The sequence below is a fragment of the Citrobacter sp. RHB25-C09 genome, from assembly GCF_013836145.1.
Lineage (GTDB): Bacteria > Pseudomonadota > Gammaproteobacteria > Enterobacterales > Enterobacteriaceae > Citrobacter_A.
The window spans coordinates 2,881,034-2,895,810 of record NZ_CP057483.1 but is presented as its reverse complement, the minus strand read 5'-3'; the positions used below and the strand labels follow the sequence as shown (position 1 = coordinate 2,895,810).

Here is a 14,777-nt window from a genome sequence, read left to right as displayed (position 1 = left end):
TAGCATTTTCTTAACGATGGGCATTGAATGTCAAACGTTAACAAACCCGCTTCGGCGGGTTTTTATCATCAAAAAGATTACTTCTCTACTGTGTTTTTTTGAATTAAATTAATAGAAATATTCAACATGACATGAGTAGATTAAGGATGAAAAAGTATCTTTATTTACAGTTTGAGAGATATGCTAATACCTGGATAAATGGTGGAACAGTTCCCTTATTCAAGGCAAGTAAGTATAGAAGAGAGGACAGGTTAGGAATATATACTCCGGACGAAAATCAAATTGATAACTCGACACATAGTGATGCTATATTCGATGGGAGAGTAAAATTTGGACCTAATGCTCAAGGATATATAGGGTCGTTATCAGCACCCGGAATATATATGCAAAATATAGTATTAGATCGAAAGGTTGAAGACGGGGTGATTTTATGCTTAGCGAACAGAAGAAGTAATTTTATAGCTAAAAAGCTTAAAAAAGAAGCCTGTGTAGAAATTGTTGATGTTATTGAGTTAAAAAATATATTAGATGAGCAAATAGGAATAACCGGGGTGATGGGTGAATGTAGTTATACAAACTTACATCATAGAAATCATTTTCTTAAATCTTCCCAAGATTCCTGGCAGGATGAATTTAGGATTTTTTGGAAGGATGCAGATGACATTGAAGTCAAAATCCCCAAAGGTTTGGCGATTCGTATTCCAATTCGTGGAAAACCTTAGATTTAAAATTTATGTATAAACTGAAAAGCCACTATTCGGTGGCTTATATTAGACAACACTTTGTGGATGACTAATATAAATAATTGGTGGGCAAAATATCCTCCCCTATTTCTGGCAATAAAGTTTACGGCTGTCTAAGCCTTTCAGATTATCGGTACATACTCATTGAATGCTTACGACAGGAATATTACACAAAAAATTCAGGTGTTACATACTCCTCCTTTGATGGAGGTTTTCTGCTGTGGAAATGGGCGGCTGGTGGGTGTTGTAGCACCCAGCCAGCCATCAGCTCATGCTTTCAGGTCACAAGCTAACCTAGGCCCACTGCTTTAGCGCAAAAGCATAGTGAGCCTACCAGAGTTACGCTTACTGATCTATGAAAAATACTGTAAAAATAAACAGTGTTGAGTTAATCAACGCTGACTCGCTGCATTACATCGCTTCTCTCCCTGATAACTCCATTGACCTTATCGTTACAGATCCACCTTACTTCAGGGTGAAACCTGAAGGATGGGACAACCAGTGGAAAGGGGACGAGGATTTTTTACGCTGGCTTGATGGATACCTGGCTGAGTTCTGGCGCGTTCTGAAACCCGCCGGTAGCCTTTACCTGTTCTGTGGGCATCGCCTTGCGTCTGATATTGAAATCATGATGCGGGAGTGGTTCAGTGTCCTTAATCACATCATCTGGGCAAAACCTTCCGGTCGCTGGAATGGCTGCAACAAAGAAAGTCTGCGGTCATATTTCCCGGCGACTGAGCGCATTCTTTTCGCTGAACATTACCAGGGCCCGTATAAGCCCAAGAGTGATGGATACGCGGAGAAAAGTAACGAGCTAAAACAGCATGTGCTGACGCCGCTGATTTCGTATTTCCGTGACGCGCGTGAATCGCTGGGGGTTTCCTCTAAGCAGATTGCCGATGCGACCGGGAAGAAAAACATGGTCTCGCACTGGTTTGGCGCATCTCAGTGGCAACTGCCAGGCGAAGCGGATTACCAGAAACTGCAGGAACTGTTCACTCAGGTTGCATTCGATAAGCATCTAAACAATGAGCTCGACACACCACACCACCAGCTGGTGGCCACGTGGCATTCGTTGAACCGGAAGTATTCAGAATTGCTGGAAGAGTATAAGTCTCTCCGGCGATTCTTTTCTGTTTCAGTCACTGTCCCTTTCACCGATGTCTGGACGCATAAGCCGGTTCAGTTCTATCCCGGCAAACACCCATGCGAAAAGCCAGCAGACATGTTGCAGCAGATCATCAACGCCAGCAGCAGGCCGGGTGATGTTGTGGCTGATTTCTTCATGGGATCCGGTTCAACCATTAAAGCGGCTATGGCACTGGGTCGACAGGCAATTGGTGTTGAGCTTGAAACAGAACGGTTTATTCAGACTGTGGAGGAAATCCGCGAACTGAATAAGACATAACGATCATCACGTCAATCCCGCTGTGGTGATCATCATCTTCAGGCTCCGGGAATCACCTTCTTTTTTTCACTTTTACAAAAGAGCCCGGAAGCCTGATCTCTTTCAATCACACACAGCGCCATCCGAACTATCGGAGGTGAGGCTTATGAAAATGCACAACGATCCCCAATCCTGGACTGACTTTATTGAGTTATTCCAGAGCTGGTGGCGCGGAGATACGCCACTGGGCGCGGTTCTCATGTCACTTATTGTTGCTGGTCTGAGAATTGCGTATTTCGGCGGTAATGGGAGCAAAAAGAAAAAGGTACTCGAAATCCTTCTCTGCGGTGTCCTGACGCTGTCTATTTCGTCAGCTCTTGAGTTCTTTGGATGGCCTAAATCTCTGTCTGTAGCCATTGGTGGCGGCGTTGGTCTTATTGGCGTGGATGCAATCCGCAGTTTCGCAATGAGATTTATCGGCGGTCGTGTCGGTGGCGACAACAACAAAGTGTGAACAGGTGACATCAATGCAAAATGAACCGCGCTGGCTGGTGGAAGGCCGTAAATACATTGGGCAGATGGAAATTAAAGGCCCGCGACACAATCCGTTAATTCTCCAGTTCTGGAAGGATATTAAACGAGGTGGAATTAAAGATGATGAAACGCCCTGGTGTGCCGCTTACGTCGGGTCGATGCTTGAGCGCGTCGGAATCAAATCCACCCGTTTCGAGTCTGCAAAATCCTATCTCAACTGGGGCGTCGAACTTCGCGAGCCAGCCTATGGCTGTGTGGTGGTATTCAGTCGCGACGGCGGCGGCCATGTCGGATTTGTGGTCGGGCAGCATCAGAACGGTGACCTGATGGTCCTCGGTGGTAACCAGTCTGACGCTATCAATATTCGTGCATTCTCACGTTCCCGCGTGACGGGTTATCGCTGGCCGGTTAACGAGCAGAGGGATAGCCGCCTGTTACCGTTGATGAATGGCACCAGTTCGATGAAAGAATCATGATTGAAGCTCTACTGGCATCACTGAAAACGTCATGGCGCTGGTGGCTGGCAATCATTGCGGTGGTTTTCGTCGTTGGTGCTATCACTATTCTCGGTGTGCTGCTGGCAAACAGTCAGGCTGACCTGAGAACGGCACAAAGCGATAAGCGTGTTCTGGAGCATGATAACGCGCTACAGGATCAGGTTATCGCGACGCAGGCCTTCAACTTCAACCGGTTTAACCAGATTGCCGAATACACCAGCCGCAACAATTCTCTGATTGATGCAAGCGCCGATAAAACTGTTATCGAATACCGGGAGATCCTCCGTCGTGAAAAAACCTGTGATCTGCCTGTTCCTGCTGATGTCGCTGGCGGGCTGCTCGAATACACACACCGTTTACGTACCGGGGCAATGTACACCGATTCCGGGAACGCTGACGCAGCCGGTAATAGCACCATTACCTCCAGCACCCTGACATATTGCCAGGCTGTTCTCTGGATTAAGCCGTTGCTGGCCTCTATTGAAAAAGCGAATAACCAATTGGCGGGTATTAGACAAATTGAGCAGGACCGGCAATAGCATTACAGCAGTCATTCTCTGAGTGCCTGTGATAATGGCATTCCATGTGATAGAGAAAGAGGATGTGTAGTACAATCCTTATTTCAATATAAGGAGGCTCTATGGCTATGAGAAAGTTTTCACTGACAGTTAACTCATATGATAAACATCGCGCGTTGAGTGATATATTTAAGCATTACCTTGATCATGATTTGAATGTTTCCTATGTACCAGGAACTAGAGAAACGCAGGTGATAGTAGAAGCTGATGAAGATAAATCACCTGATGATATTTTCGGTGGCCCAAATGGGGAATTCATCGGGATCTTCCATATAGAAGAGATATTTTGATTTCTCTTCACTAACACAGGCCTCGCAGTAGCGGGGCTTTTTTGTTGGGCAATTTAATGGAATTATGAGCAATGAAAAATAATAGGAAAATGAAAGATAAAAAAGCCACCACATCTGCAAATGTGATGGCTGGTAGTCGACTTAGTCCGGCATGGTTCGAAAAAGTGAATGCCGAATTGCTTAAGCTGGTTAATGAAGCAGATTAACTGTCTACTTTTGCATCACCATAATTCGCTCGCCGCCCTCAACTTCAGACTTAAGGTTGCGTATTGAGCAATTTAATATTTTCCCATCCCGTGAATACTCGAGAGTTACAGTTCCTCCGCCATGAAATTCAATGAAATGTCTGGTGGAATTTTCCAGATGTTCAAGTTGATAGCTACTAATATCCACTACATTCTGAACGCCTATTGAAAGGATACTATTCATGTCCAGAGTAACCGGCTTGTCGGACGAAACCGCCAGCGTCCCGTCATTTTCTTTTTTTACCACGACTTCACCTTCAGGTCTGACGGTAAATGGTTGTGATTCTTTAGTCACAATTGAAGCTCCTGTTGTTGAAATAACCTCATCATTTATACAGATAAAGCAGTGCGAGAACTACTCTCCCACGACAAACTGAGACATACAAAGATGCCACCACGTACACCAAAAGCCTGCCGTGTTCGCGGTTGCCCCTCGACAACAACCGATCCGTCAGGCTACTGCGAATCACATAAAGGCGAAGGATGGCGGCAATACAAGCCAGGGCAATCAAGACACCAGCGCGGATATGGAACGAAGTGGGAAGTGATACGGGCCCGCATTCTGAAGCGAGACAAAGCTCTATGCCAGAACCATCTGCGTCAGGGGATTGCCAAGCAGGCTTCCTGTGTCGACCACATCAAAGCGAAGGCTCACGGCGGCACTGATGAAGACAGCAACCTTGAGAGTCTGTGCTGGTCGTGTCACGCAGCTAAGACTGCTCGTGAGAGGCTCAGCTGAGAATCAATGTCATCATCAACTAAGGGAGGGGGAGGTCAAATCTCTGCGACCGCACACCTTCCGGACTGCCCGCCTCCTCGAATTTTTATACCCGCGAAAAATGAAATTTAACCAGGAGTATCGCTTATGGCTGGAACGGCGGGGCGTTCCGGGCGTCGTCCTAAGCCAACGGCGCGTAAGGAGTTGGCTGGTAACCCCGGCAAGCGAGCCCTGAATAAAGATGAACCGGTGTTCACACCAATTAAGGGCGTGGCGCCACCAGAGTGGTTTACAGAAGATGATGGTATGCCTATGGCATCTGTCATGTGGGAATTGACCACGAAGGAGTTATGCGGGCAGGGGCTTTTATGCGTTACCGATCTGGCCGTACTTGAGCGCTGGTGCGTGGCCTATGAATTCTGGCGGCGCGCCGTAAAGAATATCGCCAGGGATGGTCTTTCCATCACCGGGGCGATGGGCGGAAAGATAAAGAACCCTGAACTTACCGCCAAAAAAGAACAGGAATCGGAGATGAGTTCTACCGGTTCTATGCTGGGTCTCGATCCCAGCAGCCGCCAGCGCCTTATCGGGCTCGCCGGACAGAAGAAAACCGCTAACCCATTCCTGAAGATGATTAACTCATGAGTCGGAAATCGTACCCTAACGTCAACGCCGCGAATCAATACGCCCGCAACGTTGTGCGGGGAAAGATACCCGCGTGCCAGTTTGTGCTTCAGGCCTGCCAGCGCCACATCGACGACATGGCTCAGGAGAAAAGCCGCAAATTCCGGTACCGCTTTGATAAGGACATGGCGGAGAAGGCCGCGAAGTTTATTCAATTGCTGCCGCATACCAAGGGCGAATGGGCATTCAAACGGATGCCAATCACCCTCGAACCATGGCAACTTTTCATCGTCTGCTGTGCCTTTGGATGGGTGCAAAAAGGTTCAAAGTTGCGCCGCTTTCGAGAGGTCTACACTGAGATCCCCCGCAAAAACGGTAAGTCGGCAATCTCCGCAGGCGTGGCGCTGTTCTGTTTCACCTGTGATAACGAGTTCGGCGCGGAGGTGTATTCCGGCGCCACGACTGAAAAACAGGCGTGGGAAGTGTTCCGTCCTGCGCGGCTGATGTGCAAGCGGACTCCGCTGCTCGTTGAAGCGTTCGGCATCGAGGTGAATGCCTCCAACCTGAACCGGCCTGAGGACGGTGCGCGGTTCGAACCGCTGATTGGCAACCCGGGCGACGGCGCGTCGCCGCACTGCGCCATCGTCGACGAATACCACGAACACCAGACCGACTCGCTCTATACCACCATGCTGACCGGAATGGGCGCGCGTCGCCAGCCGCTGATGTGGGCGATCACCACCGCCGGTTACAACATTGAAGGTCCGTGCTACGACAAACGCCGCGAAGTGATCGAGATGCTTAACGGCTCGGTACCCAACGAGGAGCTGTTCGGCATCATCTACACGGTTGATGAAGGCGACGACTGGACGGATCCGAAGGTGCTGGAGAAGGCGAACCCGAATATGGGCGTCTCGGTGTACCGCGATTTTCTTCTCAGTCAGCAGCAGCGCGCGATTAACAATGCCCGGCAGGCGGGCGTTTTTAAAACCAAGCATCTGAATATCTGGGTGGCGGCGCGGGCGGCTTTCTATAACCTTGTGTCCTGGCAGAACTGCGAAGACAAAACGCTTACGCTCGAGCATTTCGAAGGGCAGCCCTGTGTGCTGGCATTCGACCTTGCACGCAAACTGGATATGAACAGCATGGCGAGGCTGTTCACCCGCGAGATTGATGGCAAAACGCATTATTACAGTGTGGCACCACGCTTCTGGGTACCGTATGACACGGTTTACAGCGTGGAGAAAAACGAGGATCGCCGCACTGCTGAACGCTTTCAGAAATGGGTGGAGATGGGTTACCTCACCGTCACTGCTGGTGCGGAGGTGGATTACCGCTACATCCTGGAGGAGGCCAAAGCAGCGAACAAACTGAACCCGGTCACCGAGTCACCGATTGATCCCTACGGGGCAACCGGGCTTTCTCATGACCTGGCGGATGAGCAGCTTAATCCCGTTACCATCATTCAGAACTACACCAACATGTCAGACCCGATGAAAGAGCTTGAAGCGGCGATCGAGTCCGGCAGGTTTCATCATGACGGCAACCCCATCATGAGCTGGTGTATTGCCAACGTGGTGGGGAAAAACATCCCCGGCAATGACGATGTGGTGAAACCCATCAAAGAGCAGAACGAAAACAAAATCGACGGCGCAGTAGCGCTGATTATGGCAATTGGACGGGTCATGCTTAAAGAGCCTGGCGATTTCCTCTCCTCACTGGATCCAGACGAAGACCTCTTAATTCTATGAAATCACTCGTTACTGATGTTATCGGGCTGACCGGATACGGGCTGCTCACGGCGGGGTTTTATCTGCAGTTTGGGCTGGCACCCGCCCTGATGTTCTCCGGCGGTCTGTTGCTGGTGGCGGCACTGGCAATGGCCAGAAGGGGGAAACGTGTTGCTTGACGCCTTTTTCAGAAGTGAGTCACTGGAGAATCCGGCTACACCGATTAGCGGTGATCTGGTCGATACGGACGGAATTTTTAAATCTGATATGTACGTCAGCCCTGAGACTGCCATGAAACTGGCGGCGGTTTACGCCTGTATCTATGTCCTGTCGTCAAATCTCGCGCAGATGCCGCTCCATGTTATGCGAAAACACAACGGCAAAGTTGAGCCTGCGCGCGATCACCCGGCGTTTTATCTCATTCACGATGAGCCCAATATCTGGCAGACCAGCTACAAATGGCGCGAGCTGAAACAGCGCCACATCCTCGGCTGGGGAAATGGGTATTCGTGGGTAAAGCGTAACCGACGCGGCGAAGTTGTCGGCCTTGAAAGTTGTATGCCGTGGGAAACAACCCTGCTGAAAACCGGCGGGCGCTATACCTACGGCCTTTACAACGAAGAGGGCGCCTTCGCCATCAGCCCGGATGACATGATCCATATCCGGGCGCTGGGCAATAACCAGAAAATGGGGCTCAGCCCAATCATGCAGCACGCCGAAACCATTGGCATGGGGATGAGCGGGCAGAAGTACACCGAAAGCTTTTTCAGCGGTAATGCTCGCCCTGCGGGTATTGTTTCAGTCAAAACCCCGCTTCAAAAAGAAAGCTGGACCTGGCTGAAAGATGCCTGGCAGAAGGCAGCGCTGGCCCTGAGAAGCCAGGAGAATAAAACCATGCTGCTGCCCGCTGATCTCGATTATAGAGCGCTGACGGTTTCACCGGTCGATGCCCAGATCATCGACATGACCAAACTGAACCGCTCCATGATTGCCGGTATTTTCAATGTGCCGGCACACATGATTAACGATCTGGAAAAAGCCACGTTCTCCAACATCACCCAGCAGGCCATTCAGTTTGTCCGCTACACCATGATGCCCTGGGTGACTAACTGGGAGCAGGAGCTTAACCGGCGGCTTTTCACTCGGGCTGAACTGGCAGCAGGCTTCTACACGCGTTTTAACTTGACAGGTCTCCTGCGTGGTACGCCACAGGAGCGGGCGCAGTTCTATCACTTCGCCATCACTGACGGCTGGATGAGTCGCAACGAAGCGCGCGCGTTTGAAGACATGAATCCAGTTGATGGACTGGACGAGATGCTGGTCAGCGTTAACGCCGCAAATCCCGCGAAAGACTTTACTACCGACCCAAAAAGTGAGGAGCAACCCAATGGATGATCGCGAAGTCCGCTGTTACAGCGGTGAGGTTCGGGCGGAGCAACACAGTGAGCAACCGACACACATTATCGGTTATGGCTCAGTGTTCAACAGCCGTTCTGAGCCGTTATGGGGATTCCGTGAAATCATCAAGCCCGGCGCGTTTGACGACGTGCTGAATGATGATGTACGCGGGCTGTTTAACCATGACCCTAATTTTATTCTGGGGCGCAGTGCGGCCGGTACGCTTTCACTGTCCGTTGATGATAAAGGGTTGCGCTATGACATCACCGCACCTGAAACCCAGACCATCCGGGATCTGGTTCTCGCCCCGATGTTCCGTGGCGATATCAGTCAGTCGTCTTTCGCATTCCGCGTGGCCCGCGACGGCGAGCACTGGTACGAAGACGACGAAGGTATTGTCATCCGCGAAATCTCCCTTTTTTCCCGGCTGTTTGATGTGAGCCCGGTGACCTATCCGGCCTATCAGGAAGCCGATTCCGGTGTCCGATCCATGAAAGCCTGGCAGGAGGCGCGCGACAGTGGCGCGCTGGCGCAAGCCATTAATCAACGAATGGCGCGTGAGCGCCTGCTGAACCTTCTTAACGCGTAAGGAAAAAATATGAAACTGCACGAACTGAAGCAAAAACGTAACACCATCGCTACTGATATGCGTGCGCTGCACGAAAAAATTGGTGATGCGACCTGGACTGATGAGCAGCGTACTCAGTGGAACGCCGCAAAGTCTGAACTGGATGCACTTGATGAACAAATCGGGCGTCTGGAGGAACTGCGTCGCCTCGATCAGGCACACGTTGAAGATCATGAGGATGAGCAACGTCGGCAGCAACGTAACAATACACCGGAAGAGCAAAGTGCTGAGCGTCGCGCCGCGGCGTTTGATAAGTTCCTGCGTCACGGCTTCAGCGAACTGTCCGCTGAAGAGCGTCAGGCAGTTAAAGAGCTGCGGGCCCAGGGTACGACGCCGGACGCTAAAGGTGGTTACACCGTACCGACGCAGATGTTGAATAAAATCGTCGACTCGATGAAAGCCTATGGTGGAATCGCCAGCGTGGCGCAGATCCTCAATACTTCGAATGGTCAGGATATTACCTGGTCGACCTCCGACGGTACTGCGGAAGAAGGCGAACTCCTGGGTGAAAACACCGAAGCATCTGAAGAGGATGTAAGTTTCGGCACTGCGATTCTGGGCGCTAAAAAGTTGTCGTCCAAAATCATCCGTGTATCCAATGAGCTATTACAGGATAGTGGTGTTGATATCGAAGCGTACCTGGCTGCGCGTATTGGCCAGCGAATTGGGCGCGGTGAAGCCAAATATCTTGTTCAGGGAACCGGCGCAGGTACACCGGTACAGCCTAAAGGCCTGGTCGCGTCGGTCACCGGTACTGTAAATACTGCTGCTGCCGCAACATTCACCTGGCAGGAAATGAACAAGCTGAAACATGCTATTGATCCGGCTTACCGTGGTGGCCCTAAATACCGCTGGGCATTTAATGATTCGACCCTTCAGGTGATTGAAGAAATGGTAGACGGTCAGAATCGCCCACTGTGGTTACCGGATGTCGCAGGCGGCACCCCGGCAACGATCCTGAATATCCCGTATGTTATTGACCAGGCTATTGATGGTATTGCTGCGGGTAAGAAATTCGCGTTTCTCGGTGACTTCGACCGCTTCATTATTCGTCGTATCACCTATATGACGCTGAAGCGCCTGGTTGAACGTTATGCTGAGTACGATCAAACAGCATTCCTGGCATTTCACCGTTTTGACTGCGTCCTTGAAGACGTGGCAGCCATCAAAGCGCTGGTGGGCAAGCCGGCATAACCGAAAACCTGATGTAACCAGTACCGCGAAAGCGGTTTTTTTATGCCCGCCGTCTGGCGGGCATGGAGATATCTATGCTGCTGACACTCCCAGAAATCAAGGCGCAGCTGCGGCTGGATGAAGATTTTACTGATGAGGATCCTTTTCTCGAACTGCTTGGTAGCGCGGTACAGGCGCGAACAGAATCATTTTTGAACCGTAAACTATACGAGAAAGATGAAGCCATTCCGGAGGAAGATACAGAAGGACTGGTTCTGACTGATGATGTAAAACTGGGAATGCTCCTGCTGTTAACTCATTACTATGAAAACCGGTCTTCGGTCAGTGAAGTTGAAAAGAGCGAAATGCCGTTGGCGTATAACTGGCTGGTTGGGCCATACAGGTTTATTCCGCTATGAAGCTACGACAAGCGCAGACCAGCGCAACTTATCTGCTGCCAGACCCCGGGGAACTTGATAAACGGGTGCTTATCCGTCAGCGGGTTGACTCACCTTCTGATGACCTTGGCACAATGCCGGTTTACCCCATTTCGTATAAAGCGTGGGCGAAGGTGGTACAGACCAGCGCGACCACATACCAGGAGACAGCCCAGACGGATAATGCCATCACTCACTACATCACTTTGCGTTATCGCCGGGGGATTACCAGCGATTTTGAGGTGGTTCAGGGGGATGAGGTTTATCGCGTTAAGCGGGTTCGGGACCTGAACAGTAAACGGCGGTTCCTGTTGCTTGAATGCACTGTACTGGGCGCGGAGCCAGCATCAACCGGAGGGAGCGGTAATGGCACAACCCTTTTTACACGTTGATTTTCAGCAACCAAAGGAAATGCGCTTCAACCGCGCGCGGGTGCGGAGGGCGTTTGTCCATATCGGGCAGAGGCACATGCGTGATGCGCGCCGGCTGGTAATGCGTCGTGGGCGATCAGAAGGTGGTGAAAACCCTGGTTACCAGACTGGTCGACTGGCGAAATCCATCGGCTATATGGTGCCAAAAGCAAGCGGGCGACGCCCGGGGTTTATGACCCGTATTGCACCAAACCAGCGAAACGGGCAGGGAAACAGACTGATCACCGGCGACTTTTACCCGGCGTTTCTTTTTTACGGTGTTCGTGGCGGTGCACGTCGTCAGCGTAGTCATCATCGTGGAGCGTCTGGCGGTAGCGGCTGGCGTCTTGCTCCGCGTAATAACTTCATGGTTGAGACACTACAAAAAAACAGTCCGTGGACGCGGTACTACCTTGCCCGTGAGTTGCGTCAGTCACTTAAGCCGGAGAAACGCCGCTGATGAAACTTTCACCCATCATTGCAACGTTACGGGCAAACTGCCCCGTTTTCGAAAATCGAGTAGCCGGTGCTGCTCAGTTTAAAGATCTGCCTGAAATCGGAAAAATGCGACTCCCGGCGGCATATGTTGTTCCCGGTGATGATTCCCCCGGAGAGCAAAAAAGCCAGACAGATTACTGGCAGGATCTTACCGAGAGTTTCTCGGTGATTGTTTTTGTCAGTAATGGCCGGGATGAGCGAGGGCAGTTCGCATCATACGATGTGGTCCACGACATCCGGCAGGTGTTGTTCAAAGCACTTCTCGGATGGAATCCGGAGGAGCGCGGAAACCCTGTCACCTATGCCGGTGGAACATTACTGGATGTGAATCGCCACGAACTCAGCTATCAGTTCGATTTCACTGTTGAGAATGAGCTGACTGAGGATGATACGCGTCAACAGGATGAGCTTAATAGCCTTGATGAATTCAGAACGCTTTCCATTGATGTGGACTTTATTGATCCGGGGAGTGGTCCTGATGGCGATATTGAGCTTCACACTGAAATAAATCTCCCTTCCTGAGAGGCCATATGTTTGTAAAACCCGCAAAAGGGCGGTCAGTTCCTGACCCTGCCCGAGGCGACCTTTTGCCCTCTGAAGGGCGAAATGTTGAAGAGAATAACTACTGGCTGCGGCGCGTCGCGGCTGGTGATGTTCGGCGCGTTAATAAAAAGGTGAAAGCCAATGACGATTAGTATGAACACCATCCCATCGAGCACGCTGGTACCGCTGTTTTATGCGGAAATGGATAGCTCGGCGGCGAATACCACCCAGGATTCCGGTCCCGCTCTTTTGATCGGCTACGCCAATGCGGACGCGACGATTGAGAAGGAAAGTCTGATCCTGATGCCTTCTAAAGATTATGCGCGTCAGATTTGCGGTCCGGGTAGCCAGCTAGCCCGCATGGTTACCGCATACCGTGAAACCGATCCGTTTGGTGAGTTGTACATTATCGCGGTACCGGAAGCCACAGGTGCTGCCGCGACTGTAACGATTACAGTGACAGGCGCCGCGACGGAAACCGGTACAGTGAATCTTTATATCGGACGCACCCGTGTGCAGGCTGCAGTAATCAATGGTGATGATGTTGCCGCCGTTGCTACTGCGATCAGTACGGCAATCAATGCCAATGCCGACCTTCCGTTCACCTCTGCTGCGGCCGCTGGCGTGGTTACACTGACCGCTCGCCATAAAGGTTTGTGCGGTAATGAAATTCCTGTATCTCTGAATTATTACGGTTTTGGTGGTGGTGAGGTGCTTCCGGCAGGTATTCAGATTGCAGTGGCGTCTGGTACGGCAGGAACCAGTGCGCCGGTGCTTACTGGAACGATCGCGGCGATGGCCGATGAACCGTTTGACTATATCGGTCATCCTTTCAGTGATACGGCTTCTGTGAACACGCTGTCGAACGAAATGAACGATACCAGCGGTCGCTGGAGTTATGCCCGCCAGTTGTATGGCCATGTGTACACAGCCAAGCTGGGTACGCTTTCCGAGCTGGTTACCGCCGGAGATATGTTCAATCTTCAGCATATTACCCTGTCCGGTTACGAGAAGGAGACCCAGACGCCTGCCGATGAACTGGCGGCAAGTCGCACCGCTCGTGCTGCGGTATTCATCCGTAATGACCCGGCACGACCGACACAGACCGGGGAGCTGGTTGGTATGTTGCCAGCCCCGAAGGGCAAGCGCTTTACCATGACAGAGCAGCAGTCTCTTTTGTCGCATGGTGTCGCTACCGCATATGTTGAAAGCGGCATTCTGCGCGTTCAGCGCGATGTCACCACGTATAAGAAAAACGCGTATGGTTCTGCGGATAACAGTTATCTTGACAGCGAAACCCTGCATACCAGCGCATACGTTCTGCGCCGCCTCAAGTCAGTGATTACCAGTAAATACGGCCGTCATAAACTGGCGAACGACGGTACCCGTTTTGGCCCCGGTCAGGCAATTGTGACGCCGTCGGTCATCAAAGGTGAGTTACTGGCAACGTATCGCCAGCTGGAACGTGCGGGCATCGTTGAAAATTATGAGCTCTTCAAGAAGTACCTGATTGTTGAGCGTGATGCTAATGATCCGAACCGCCTGAACACGCTGTTCCCACCTGATTATGTCAACCAGTTGCGCGTCTTTGCAGTGGTTAACCAGTTCCGTCTTCAGTATCCAGAGGAGGCCGCATAATGGCGAAGATTGGTGGTACCTGTTATTTCAAAGTAGACGGTCAGCAGCTATCAATGACCGGCGGCATTGAGGTGCCGATGAACACGAAGGTCAATGATGATGTCATTGGGCTGGATGGTTCCGTGGATCGCAAAGAAACGCACCGCGCACCTTATGTTAAGGGTACTTACAAGGTACCGAAGGATTTTCCCGTCAGCAAAATTACAACAGCAGATCAAATGACTATTACCGCCGAACTGGCGAACGGTCAGGTCTATGTTTTGTCGTCCGCCTGGCTGCATGGAGAAGCAAACCATAATGCTGAAGAAGGCACGGTAGACCTTGAATTTCACGGTGAAGAAGGAGATTACCAGTAATGCAGGAACTTACGCTGAATAAACCAGTAAGAGCGCACGGCGAGACTATCTCTGTTCTTGAATTCTCAGAACCGACTGGTAAAGACGTTCGCGAGTTAGGCTTTCCTTACAAGTTGGACTCTGACCAGTCAATCCTACTCAATGCTGTTGTGATTACTAAGTATATCCAACGTCTGGCAAATGTACCGCCGAGCACCGTTGATGAAATGTCTCCTTCTGATCTCAACTCGGCAAGTTGGCTGGTGGCCGGTTTTTTCCTTCAGGCCTGACAGCCGACTCCATCATTAATCTGTATTTCGATTGCGCCAAATATTGGCGCATCGATCCTTTTATGGCTTTAAGCAAACCAT

At 50.9% G+C, this 14,777-nt stretch carries 23 protein-coding genes; 22 read left to right on the top strand and 1 reads right to left on the bottom strand.

What is annotated here, in order from left to right; all coding sequences use genetic code 11:
* Positions 1 to 146 precede the first annotated feature (146 nt).
* The 7 genes from HVY19_RS13570 to HVY19_RS20865 all read left to right on the top strand — a co-directional run bounded on the left by HVY19_RS13570 (position 147) and on the right by HVY19_RS20865 (position 4,235).
* Positions 147 to 722, top strand: a complete 576-nt coding sequence (locus HVY19_RS13570; RefSeq protein ID WP_181681095.1) for a hypothetical protein — start codon at positions 147 to 149, stop codon at positions 720 to 722.
* A 376-nt stretch (positions 723 to 1,098) separates the two neighbouring features.
* Positions 1,099 to 2,151, top strand: a complete 1,053-nt coding sequence (locus HVY19_RS13565) for a site-specific DNA-methyltransferase (RefSeq protein ID WP_181681094.1) — start codon at positions 1,099 to 1,101, stop codon at positions 2,149 to 2,151.
* Positions 2,152 to 2,296: 145 nt separating this feature from the next.
* The gene (locus HVY19_RS13560) at positions 2,297 to 2,644 is read left to right on the top strand and encodes a phage holin, lambda family (protein ID WP_044266859.1); all 348 of its coding nucleotides are present in this window, start codon (positions 2,297 to 2,299) and stop codon (positions 2,642 to 2,644) included.
* A 13-nt stretch (positions 2,645 to 2,657) separates the two neighbouring features.
* A complete protein-coding gene (locus HVY19_RS13555) occupies positions 2,658 to 3,140 on the top strand; it encodes a TIGR02594 family protein (RefSeq protein ID WP_181681093.1) in 483 nt (160 codons plus the stop codon).
* The gene (locus HVY19_RS13550; protein ID WP_181681092.1) at positions 3,137 to 3,700 is read left to right on the top strand and encodes a hypothetical protein; all 564 of its coding nucleotides are present in this window, start codon (positions 3,137 to 3,139) and stop codon (positions 3,698 to 3,700) included. The genes HVY19_RS13555 and HVY19_RS13550 overlap by 4 nt, the downstream gene beginning before the upstream one ends.
* A 101-nt stretch (positions 3,701 to 3,801) precedes the next feature.
* A complete protein-coding gene (locus tag HVY19_RS13545) occupies positions 3,802 to 4,029 on the top strand; it encodes a hypothetical protein (RefSeq protein WP_181681091.1) in 228 nt (75 codons plus the stop codon).
* A gap of 71 nt (positions 4,030 to 4,100) precedes the next feature.
* The gene (locus HVY19_RS20865; RefSeq protein ID WP_256435867.1) at positions 4,101 to 4,235 is read left to right on the top strand and encodes a hypothetical protein; all 135 of its coding nucleotides are present in this window, start codon (positions 4,101 to 4,103) and stop codon (positions 4,233 to 4,235) included.
* A gap of 4 nt (positions 4,236 to 4,239) precedes the next feature.
* On the opposite strand, the gene HVY19_RS13540 is transcribed toward HVY19_RS20865, so the two are convergent.
* The gene (locus HVY19_RS13540; RefSeq protein ID WP_181681090.1) at positions 4,240 to 4,569 is read right to left on the bottom strand and encodes a hypothetical protein; all 330 of its coding nucleotides are present in this window, start codon (positions 4,567 to 4,569) and stop codon (positions 4,240 to 4,242) included.
* A 93-nt stretch (positions 4,570 to 4,662) separates the two neighbouring features.
* Here HVY19_RS13540 and HVY19_RS13535 point away from each other — a divergent pair, with 93 nt between their 5' ends.
* From HVY19_RS13535 to HVY19_RS13465, 15 genes are all read left to right on the top strand, one after another.
* Positions 4,663 to 5,013 (top strand): HNH endonuclease, encoded by a 351-nt coding sequence (locus HVY19_RS13535; protein ID WP_181681089.1) that lies wholly within the window; start codon positions 4,663 to 4,665, stop codon positions 5,011 to 5,013.
* A 126-nt stretch (positions 5,014 to 5,139) separates the two neighbouring features.
* Positions 5,140 to 5,637 (top strand): phage terminase small subunit P27 family, encoded by a 498-nt coding sequence (locus tag HVY19_RS13530; RefSeq protein WP_181681088.1) that lies wholly within the window; start codon positions 5,140 to 5,142, stop codon positions 5,635 to 5,637.
* Positions 5,634 to 7,367, top strand: coding sequence for a terminase large subunit (locus HVY19_RS13525; RefSeq protein ID WP_181681087.1), 1,734 nt, complete (start codon positions 5,634 to 5,636; stop codon positions 7,365 to 7,367). Before HVY19_RS13530 ends, HVY19_RS13525 begins: the two co-directional genes overlap by 4 nt.
* Entirely contained in the window at positions 7,364 to 7,525 is a 162-nt protein-coding gene (locus HVY19_RS13520; RefSeq protein ID WP_172740607.1) for a hypothetical protein, read from the top strand. The genes HVY19_RS13525 and HVY19_RS13520 overlap by 4 nt, the downstream gene beginning before the upstream one ends.
* On the top strand, positions 7,515 to 8,741 hold the full coding sequence (locus HVY19_RS13515; protein ID WP_181681086.1) for a phage portal protein: 1,227 nt from the start codon (positions 7,515 to 7,517) through the stop codon (positions 8,739 to 8,741). The genes HVY19_RS13520 and HVY19_RS13515 overlap by 11 nt, the downstream gene beginning before the upstream one ends.
* Complete coding sequence (locus HVY19_RS13510; protein WP_086512935.1) at positions 8,734 to 9,333, top strand: HK97 family phage prohead protease; 600 nt, start codon at positions 8,734 to 8,736, stop codon at positions 9,331 to 9,333. Before HVY19_RS13515 ends, HVY19_RS13510 begins: the two co-directional genes overlap by 8 nt.
* A gap of 9 nt (positions 9,334 to 9,342) precedes the next feature.
* Positions 9,343 to 10,566 (top strand): phage major capsid protein, encoded by a 1,224-nt coding sequence (locus HVY19_RS13505; protein ID WP_086512936.1) that lies wholly within the window; start codon positions 9,343 to 9,345, stop codon positions 10,564 to 10,566.
* 74 nt (positions 10,567 to 10,640) lie between these two features.
* Entirely contained in the window at positions 10,641 to 10,964 is a 324-nt protein-coding gene (locus HVY19_RS13500) for a head-tail connector protein (RefSeq protein WP_104446778.1), read from the top strand.
* Positions 10,961 to 11,374 (top strand): phage head closure protein, encoded by a 414-nt coding sequence (locus tag HVY19_RS13495; protein ID WP_181681085.1) that lies wholly within the window; start codon positions 10,961 to 10,963, stop codon positions 11,372 to 11,374. Before HVY19_RS13500 ends, HVY19_RS13495 begins: the two co-directional genes overlap by 4 nt.
* On the top strand, positions 11,349 to 11,852 hold the full coding sequence (locus HVY19_RS13490; RefSeq protein WP_181681084.1) for a hypothetical protein: 504 nt from the start codon (positions 11,349 to 11,351) through the stop codon (positions 11,850 to 11,852). The genes HVY19_RS13495 and HVY19_RS13490 overlap by 26 nt, the downstream gene beginning before the upstream one ends.
* Positions 11,852 to 12,412, top strand: coding sequence for a hypothetical protein (locus HVY19_RS13485; protein WP_125339043.1), 561 nt, complete (start codon positions 11,852 to 11,854; stop codon positions 12,410 to 12,412). The genes HVY19_RS13490 and HVY19_RS13485 overlap by 1 nt, the downstream gene beginning before the upstream one ends.
* Before the next feature lie 8 nt (positions 12,413 to 12,420).
* Complete coding sequence (locus HVY19_RS13480; RefSeq protein WP_072157998.1) at positions 12,421 to 12,585, top strand: DUF2635 domain-containing protein; 165 nt, start codon at positions 12,421 to 12,423, stop codon at positions 12,583 to 12,585.
* A complete protein-coding gene (locus tag HVY19_RS13475; RefSeq protein ID WP_181681083.1) occupies positions 12,575 to 14,071 on the top strand; it encodes a phage tail sheath subtilisin-like domain-containing protein in 1,497 nt (498 codons plus the stop codon). Before HVY19_RS13480 ends, HVY19_RS13475 begins: the two co-directional genes overlap by 11 nt.
* Complete coding sequence (locus HVY19_RS13470) at positions 14,071 to 14,427, top strand: phage tail tube protein (protein WP_046401748.1); 357 nt, start codon at positions 14,071 to 14,073, stop codon at positions 14,425 to 14,427. Before HVY19_RS13475 ends, HVY19_RS13470 begins: the two co-directional genes overlap by 1 nt.
* Entirely contained in the window at positions 14,427 to 14,696 is a 270-nt protein-coding gene (locus tag HVY19_RS13465; protein WP_181681082.1) for a phage tail assembly protein, read from the top strand. The genes HVY19_RS13470 and HVY19_RS13465 overlap by 1 nt, the downstream gene beginning before the upstream one ends.
* Positions 14,697 to 14,777 lie beyond the last annotated feature (81 nt).

What these genes read in the sequence shown, in the direction of transcription:
- HVY19_RS13485 (WP_125339043.1), top strand. Translation starts at nt 11,852, where the DNA reads ATGAAACTTTCACCCATCATTGCAACGTTACGGGCAAACTGCCCCGTT.
- HVY19_RS13475 (WP_181681083.1), top strand. Translation starts at nt 12,575, where the DNA reads ATGACGATTAGTATGAACACCATCCCATCGAGCACGCTGGTACCGCTG.
- HVY19_RS13535 (WP_181681089.1), top strand. Translation starts at nt 4,663, where the DNA reads ATGCCACCACGTACACCAAAAGCCTGCCGTGTTCGCGGTTGCCCCTCG.
- HVY19_RS13520 (WP_172740607.1), top strand. Translation starts at nt 7,364, where the DNA reads ATGAAATCACTCGTTACTGATGTTATCGGGCTGACCGGATACGGGCTG.
- HVY19_RS13465 (WP_181681082.1), top strand. Translation starts at nt 14,427, where the DNA reads ATGCAGGAACTTACGCTGAATAAACCAGTAAGAGCGCACGGCGAGACT.
- HVY19_RS13545 (WP_181681091.1), top strand. Translation starts at nt 3,802, where the DNA reads ATGGCTATGAGAAAGTTTTCACTGACAGTTAACTCATATGATAAACAT.
- HVY19_RS13495 (WP_181681085.1), top strand. Translation starts at nt 10,961, where the DNA reads ATGAAGCTACGACAAGCGCAGACCAGCGCAACTTATCTGCTGCCAGAC.
- HVY19_RS13470 (WP_046401748.1), top strand. Translation starts at nt 14,071, where the DNA reads ATGGCGAAGATTGGTGGTACCTGTTATTTCAAAGTAGACGGTCAGCAG.
- HVY19_RS13500 (WP_104446778.1), top strand. Translation starts at nt 10,641, where the DNA reads ATGCTGCTGACACTCCCAGAAATCAAGGCGCAGCTGCGGCTGGATGAA.
- HVY19_RS13550 (WP_181681092.1), top strand. Translation starts at nt 3,137, where the DNA reads ATGATTGAAGCTCTACTGGCATCACTGAAAACGTCATGGCGCTGGTGG.
- HVY19_RS13530 (WP_181681088.1), top strand. Translation starts at nt 5,140, where the DNA reads ATGGCTGGAACGGCGGGGCGTTCCGGGCGTCGTCCTAAGCCAACGGCG.
- HVY19_RS13565 (WP_181681094.1), top strand. Translation starts at nt 1,099, where the DNA reads ATGAAAAATACTGTAAAAATAAACAGTGTTGAGTTAATCAACGCTGAC.
- HVY19_RS20865 (WP_256435867.1), top strand. Translation starts at nt 4,101, where the DNA reads ATGAAAAATAATAGGAAAATGAAAGATAAAAAAGCCACCACATCTGCA.
- HVY19_RS13525 (WP_181681087.1), top strand. Translation starts at nt 5,634, where the DNA reads ATGAGTCGGAAATCGTACCCTAACGTCAACGCCGCGAATCAATACGCC.
- HVY19_RS13510 (WP_086512935.1), top strand. Translation starts at nt 8,734, where the DNA reads ATGGATGATCGCGAAGTCCGCTGTTACAGCGGTGAGGTTCGGGCGGAG.
- HVY19_RS13505 (WP_086512936.1), top strand. Translation starts at nt 9,343, where the DNA reads ATGAAACTGCACGAACTGAAGCAAAAACGTAACACCATCGCTACTGAT.
- HVY19_RS13570 (WP_181681095.1), top strand. Translation starts at nt 147, where the DNA reads ATGAAAAAGTATCTTTATTTACAGTTTGAGAGATATGCTAATACCTGG.
- HVY19_RS13555 (WP_181681093.1), top strand. Translation starts at nt 2,658, where the DNA reads ATGCAAAATGAACCGCGCTGGCTGGTGGAAGGCCGTAAATACATTGGG.
- HVY19_RS13490 (WP_181681084.1), top strand. Translation starts at nt 11,349, where the DNA reads ATGGCACAACCCTTTTTACACGTTGATTTTCAGCAACCAAAGGAAATG.
- HVY19_RS13480 (WP_072157998.1), top strand. Translation starts at nt 12,421, where the DNA reads ATGTTTGTAAAACCCGCAAAAGGGCGGTCAGTTCCTGACCCTGCCCGA.
- HVY19_RS13560 (WP_044266859.1), top strand. Translation starts at nt 2,297, where the DNA reads ATGAAAATGCACAACGATCCCCAATCCTGGACTGACTTTATTGAGTTA.